The organism is Falsiroseomonas tokyonensis (assembly GCF_019024325.1).
GTDB classification, from domain to species: Bacteria; Pseudomonadota; Alphaproteobacteria; order Acetobacterales; family Acetobacteraceae; genus Falsiroseomonas; species Falsiroseomonas tokyonensis.
The window spans coordinates 1-4,611 of the sequence record NZ_JAFNJS010000031.1 but is presented as its reverse complement, the minus strand read 5'-3'; the positions used below and the strand labels follow the sequence as shown (position 1 = coordinate 4,611).

Below are 4,611 nucleotides of genomic sequence, written 5' to 3'. Positions count from 1 at the left end.
TCCAGGAACCGCGCGAAGGCGGCGAGGGCCTTGTCGCTCGCGTGGTGTTCCAGTCCCTCGGCATCCGCCTCCGCCGTCTCCGGGTCGAGCCCGACCGCGATAAGGAATCGAACCACCAGGTCGTGTCGCGTCTTGGCGGCTGTCGCCATGGCTTGACCGGCTTCGGTCAGGAACAGGCCGCGATAGGGCTTCGTTTCCACCAGGCCGTCACGTTGCAGACGGCCGATCGTCGCATTGACGGTGGCCTGGGAGACTCCCATGCGGCGTGCGAGGTCGACGGCACGGGCCTCGTTCTCCTCTCGGATCAGGTCTGCGATCAATTCCACATAATCCTCGGCCGTTGCGCTCCGGTCAGCCTCGCGTTGGCGGGCGAAGCGAGCAGCGTGATCGTCGGCAGGTGGAAGTGGCCGCTCGGCGGCGGGTTTGCGCATGGGGCATCGACTATACAGCTTGGTCCTCTTGATAGCCGCTCTATCATAACTTAGCCTATGCTAACTTATGGAGGGTAGGCATGAAACCGCCTTCGGATATTGTCGACCAGATTGGCCAGCCGAGCCTGCCGGAAGTCCACCGCAGCGTGGCGGTACCCAATGCCGGCGGCTTCCTGCGCAAGCTCTTCGCCTTCATGGGGCCAGGCTACCTGGTCGCCGTCGGCTACATGGACCCCGGCAACTGGGCCACGTCCCTCGCGGGCGGGTCGGCCTTTGGTTACACGCTGCTGGCAGTCGCGCTGACCTCCTCGCTGATGGCCATCCTGTTGCAGGCGCTTTGCGTGCGGATCGGGGTCGCCACTGGGCGCGACCTGGCGCAGCTCTGCCGCGACCGATTTCCCAAGTTTGTGGCCTATCCGCTCTGGCTGTTTGCAGAGATCGCCATCTGCGCCACGGACCTGGCCGAGCTGATTGGCACCGCCATCGCGCTGGAACTGCTGTTCGGCATTCCTCTGCTCTATGGCGTGATGCTCACGGCGCTCGATGCCTTCCTGATCCTGTGGTTGCAGAACAAGGGCGTGCGCTGGCTGGAGGCGCTGGTCTTCGGGCTGATCGCGCTGATCGTCGGGTGCTTCGCGGTGCAGATCGCGCTGTCGCAGCCGGAATGGGCGGCAGTGCTGAACGGCTATATCCCGGCCGCCTCGATCGTGACGAACCAGACGCAGCTCTACATCGCCATGGGCATCCTGGGTGCGACGGTGATGCCGCACAACCTGTACCTCCACACCGCCGTGGTGCAGTCGCGCGCCTGGAAGACCGATGAGGCGGGCAAGCGCGAAGCGATCAAGTTCGCAACCATCGACAGCTCCATCGCGCTGACGCTGGCGCTGCTCGTCAACTCCGCCATTCTGATCACCGCCGCGGCCACCTTCCATACCTCGGGCAATACCGAGGTCGCCGAGATTGGTGACGCCTATCGGCTGATCGCACCGCTGCTCGGCAGTGGGCTGGCCGCCACCTTGTTCGCCGTGGCGCTGCTGTTCTGCGGACTGAACGCGACGGTGACGGCGACGCTCGCCGGCCAGGTGGTGATGGAGGGCTTCCTGCGGTTCCGGCTGCACCCGGTGCTGCGCCGCCTTGTCACCCGGCTGGTGGCGATCGTGCCGGCCGTCCTGGTCACCTGGTTCTATGGTACCAGTGGAACAGCGCAGCTGCTGATCCTGAGCCAGGTCATCCTTTCCATCCAGCTGCCCTTCGCGGTGATCCCGCTGATGCTTTTTGCGCAGGACAAGCGGCGGCTGGGCGTCTTCGTCGCGCCGCTCTGGCAACTGGCGCTGGGCTGGGCGACGGCGGCAGTGATCCTCGGGCTGAACATGAAGCTGCTGTACGACGCCGCCTTCGGGGATTGAGGATCAGAGGGCCGGTTCGTGCAGCGCGGCGGCCATGGGCGGGGGGCTGAACCTGCCCGCTTCCGTGCCAAGCCAGGCGACCGCTATGCAAAAGGCGCCCGTGGCGTAACCCTGAGCCCGCCCAATATGTCGGCCGATCCCGACAACTACGGGCAATTAGGGAAACAGCCATGTCCATGCTTCGCCACCATCTGCTGCTCGCCGCCGCGGCCACGCTCCCTGGCGCCACGCGGGCGGCCGAGCCGGTCCGCGTCACTGTCTGGCGCGACCCATCCTGCGGCTGCTGCAGCGGCTGGGTCGCGCATTTGCGTGCCGAGGGGTTCACCGTGGACGACCAGGTGACGCAGGCGCTCGGCGCCGTGCGGCAGCGGCTCGGCACGCCCGCCGACCTGCTGTCCTGCCACGCCGGTGAGGCAGAGGGCTTTGCCTTCGAGGGCCATGTCCCGGCCGCGGCCATCCGCCGCCTGCTGGCAGAACGCCCGGCAGGCGTTCGCGGCCTCGCCGTACCGGAGATGCCGATGGGCTCGCCCGGCATGGAAGTGCCGGGGCAGCCTGCCGAGCCGCTGCCGCACGGCGCCGAGCGCCTGCGTCACCTGGTCGTCCACGGTGAACCCCTCGGCACGCAAATGCGCGACCCAGCCGCTGCAGCAGCCGCAGGATGGGTCGCGCCATACGGTGACGCGGACCGGCTCGGCCGCCCGCGTGGCGCCAGGGAGCGTGGCCGCGGCGGCGAGCAGCAGATGGTGGCGAAGCATGGACATGGCTGTTTCCCTAATTGCCCGTAGTTGTCGGGATCGGCCGACATATTGGGCGGGCTCAGGGTTACGCCACGGGCGCCTTTTGCATAGCGGTCGCCTGGCTTGGCACGGAAGCGGGCAGGTTCAGCCCCCCGCCCATGGCCGCCGCGCTGCACGAACCGGCCCTCTGATCCTCAATCCCCGAAGGCGGCGTCGTACAGCAGCTTCATGTTCAGCCCGAGGATCACTGCCGCCGTCGCCCAGCCCAGCGCCAGTTGCCAGAGCGGCGCGACGAAGACGCCCAGCCGCCGCTTGTCCTGCGCAAAAAGCATCAGCGGGATCACCGCGAAGGGCAGCTGGATGGAAAGGATGACCTGGCTCAGGATCAGCAGCTGCGCTGTTCCACTGGTACCATAGAACCAGGTGACCAGGACGGCCGGCACGATCGCCACCAGCCGGGTGACAAGGCGGCGCAGCACCGGGTGCAGCCGGAACCGCAGGAAGCCCTCCATCACCACCTGGCCGGCGAGCGTCGCCGTCACCGTCGCGTTCAGTCCGCAGAACAGCAGCGCCACGGCGAACAAGGTGGCGGCCAGCCCACTGCCGAGCAGCGGTGCGATCAGCCGATAGGCGTCACCAATCTCGGCGACCTCGGTATTGCCCGAGGTATGGAAGGTGGCCGCGGCGGTGATCAGAATGGCGGAGTTGACGAGCAGCGCCAGCGTCAGCGCGATGGAGCTGTCGATGGTTGCGAACTTGATCGCTTCGCGCTTGCCCGCCTCATCGGTCTTCCAGGCGCGCGACTGCACCACGGCGGTGTGGAGGTACAGGTTGTGCGGCATCACCGTCGCACCCAGGATGCCCATGGCGATGTAGAGCTGCGTCTGGTTCGTCACGATCGAGGCGGCCGGGATATAGCCGTTCAGCACTGCCGCCCATTCCGGCTGCGACAGCGCGATCTGCACCGCGAAGCACCCGACGATCAGCGCGATCAGCCCGAAGACCAGCGCCTCCAGCCAGCGCACGCCCTTGTTCTGCAACCACAGGATCAGGAAGGCATCGAGCGCCGTGAGCATCACGCCATAGAGCAGAGGAATGCCGAACAGCAGTTCCAGCGCGATGGCGGTGCCAATCAGCTCGGCCAGGTCCGTGGCGCAGATGGCGATCTCTGCAAACAGCCAGAGCGGATAGGCCACAAACTTGGGAAATCGGTCGCGGCAGAGCTGCGCCAGGTCGCGCCCAGTGGCGACCCCGATCCGCACGCAAAGCGCCTGCAACAGGATGGCCATCAGCGAGGAGGTCAGCGCGACTGCCAGCAGCGTGTAACCAAAGGCCGACCCGCCCGCGAGGGACGTGGCCCAGTTGCCGGGGTCCATGTAGCCGACGGCGACCAGGTAGCCTGGCCCCATGAAGGCGAAGAGCTTGCGCAGGAAGCCGCCGGCATTGGGTACCGCCACGCTGCGGTGGACTTCCGGCAGGCTCGGCTGGCCAATCTGGTCGACAATATCCGAAGGCGGTTTCATGCCTACCCTCCATAAGTTAGCATAGGCTAAGTTATGATAGAGCGGCTATCAAGAGGACCAAGCTGTATAGTCGATGCCCCATGCGCAAACCCGCCGCCGAGCGGCCACTTCCACCTGCCGACGATCACGCTGCTCGCTTCGCCCGCCAACGCGAGGCTGACCGGAGCGCAACGGCCGAGGATTATGTGGAATTGATCGCAGACCTGATCCGAGAGGAGAACGAGGCCCGTGCCGTCGACCTCGCACGCCGCATGGGAGTCTCCCAGGCCACCGTCAATGCGACGATCGGCCGTCTGCAACGTGACGGCCTGGTGGAAACGAAGCCCTATCGCGGCCTGTTCCTGACCGAAGCCGGTCAAGCCATGGCGACAGCCGCCAAGACGCGACACGACCTGGTGGTTCGATTCCTTATCGCGGTCGGGCTCGACCCGGAGACGGCGGAGGCGGATGCCGAGGGACTGGAACACCACGCGAGCGACAAGGCCCTCGCCGCCTTCGCGCGGTTCCTGGA

Annotated in this window: 5 protein-coding genes; 3 read left to right on the top strand and 2 right to left on the bottom strand. The window is 66.5% G+C overall.

Annotation, left to right across the window (positions count from 1 at the left end; translation table 11 throughout):
- Window positions 1-431 (bottom strand): manganese-binding transcriptional regulator MntR (gene mntR, locus J3S20_RS29670; RefSeq protein ID WP_216840534.1); only part of this gene is annotated, 431 nt, incomplete at its 3' end.
- A gap of 80 nt (window positions 432-511) precedes the next feature.
- Here mntR (J3S20_RS29670) and J3S20_RS29665 point away from each other — a divergent pair.
- Both J3S20_RS29665 and J3S20_RS30655 read left to right on the top strand, forming a co-directional pair.
- Window positions 512-1,840: an Nramp family divalent metal transporter gene (locus J3S20_RS29665; protein WP_216840535.1), complete on the top strand. Its 1,329-nt coding sequence runs from the start codon at window positions 512-514 to the stop codon at window positions 1,838-1,840.
- Window positions 1,841-2,010: 170 nt separating this feature from the next.
- Window positions 2,011-2,625: a DUF411 domain-containing protein gene (locus tag J3S20_RS30655; RefSeq protein ID WP_246603456.1), complete on the top strand. Its 615-nt coding sequence runs from the start codon at window positions 2,011-2,013 to the stop codon at window positions 2,623-2,625.
- A 146-nt stretch (window positions 2,626-2,771) separates the two neighbouring features.
- On the opposite strand, the gene J3S20_RS29655 is transcribed toward J3S20_RS30655, so the two are convergent.
- Window positions 2,772-4,100: an Nramp family divalent metal transporter gene (locus tag J3S20_RS29655; RefSeq protein WP_216840535.1), complete on the bottom strand. Its 1,329-nt coding sequence runs from the start codon at window positions 4,098-4,100 to the stop codon at window positions 2,772-2,774.
- An 80-nt stretch (window positions 4,101-4,180) separates the two neighbouring features.
- Between J3S20_RS29655 and mntR (J3S20_RS29650) the strand changes: the two genes are divergently transcribed.
- Window positions 4,181-4,611: manganese-binding transcriptional regulator MntR (gene mntR, locus J3S20_RS29650; protein WP_216840534.1), on the top strand; the 431-nt coding region annotated here is incomplete at its 3' end.

What these genes read in the sequence shown, in the direction of transcription:
- J3S20_RS29665 (WP_216840535.1), top strand. Translation starts at nt 512, where the DNA reads ATGAAACCGCCTTCGGATATTGTCGACCAGATTGGCCAGCCGAGCCTG.
- J3S20_RS29655 (WP_216840535.1), bottom strand. Translation starts at nt 4,100, where the DNA reads ATGAAACCGCCTTCGGATATTGTCGACCAGATTGGCCAGCCGAGCCTG.
- J3S20_RS30655 (WP_246603456.1), top strand. Translation starts at nt 2,011, where the DNA reads ATGTCCATGCTTCGCCACCATCTGCTGCTCGCCGCCGCGGCCACGCTC.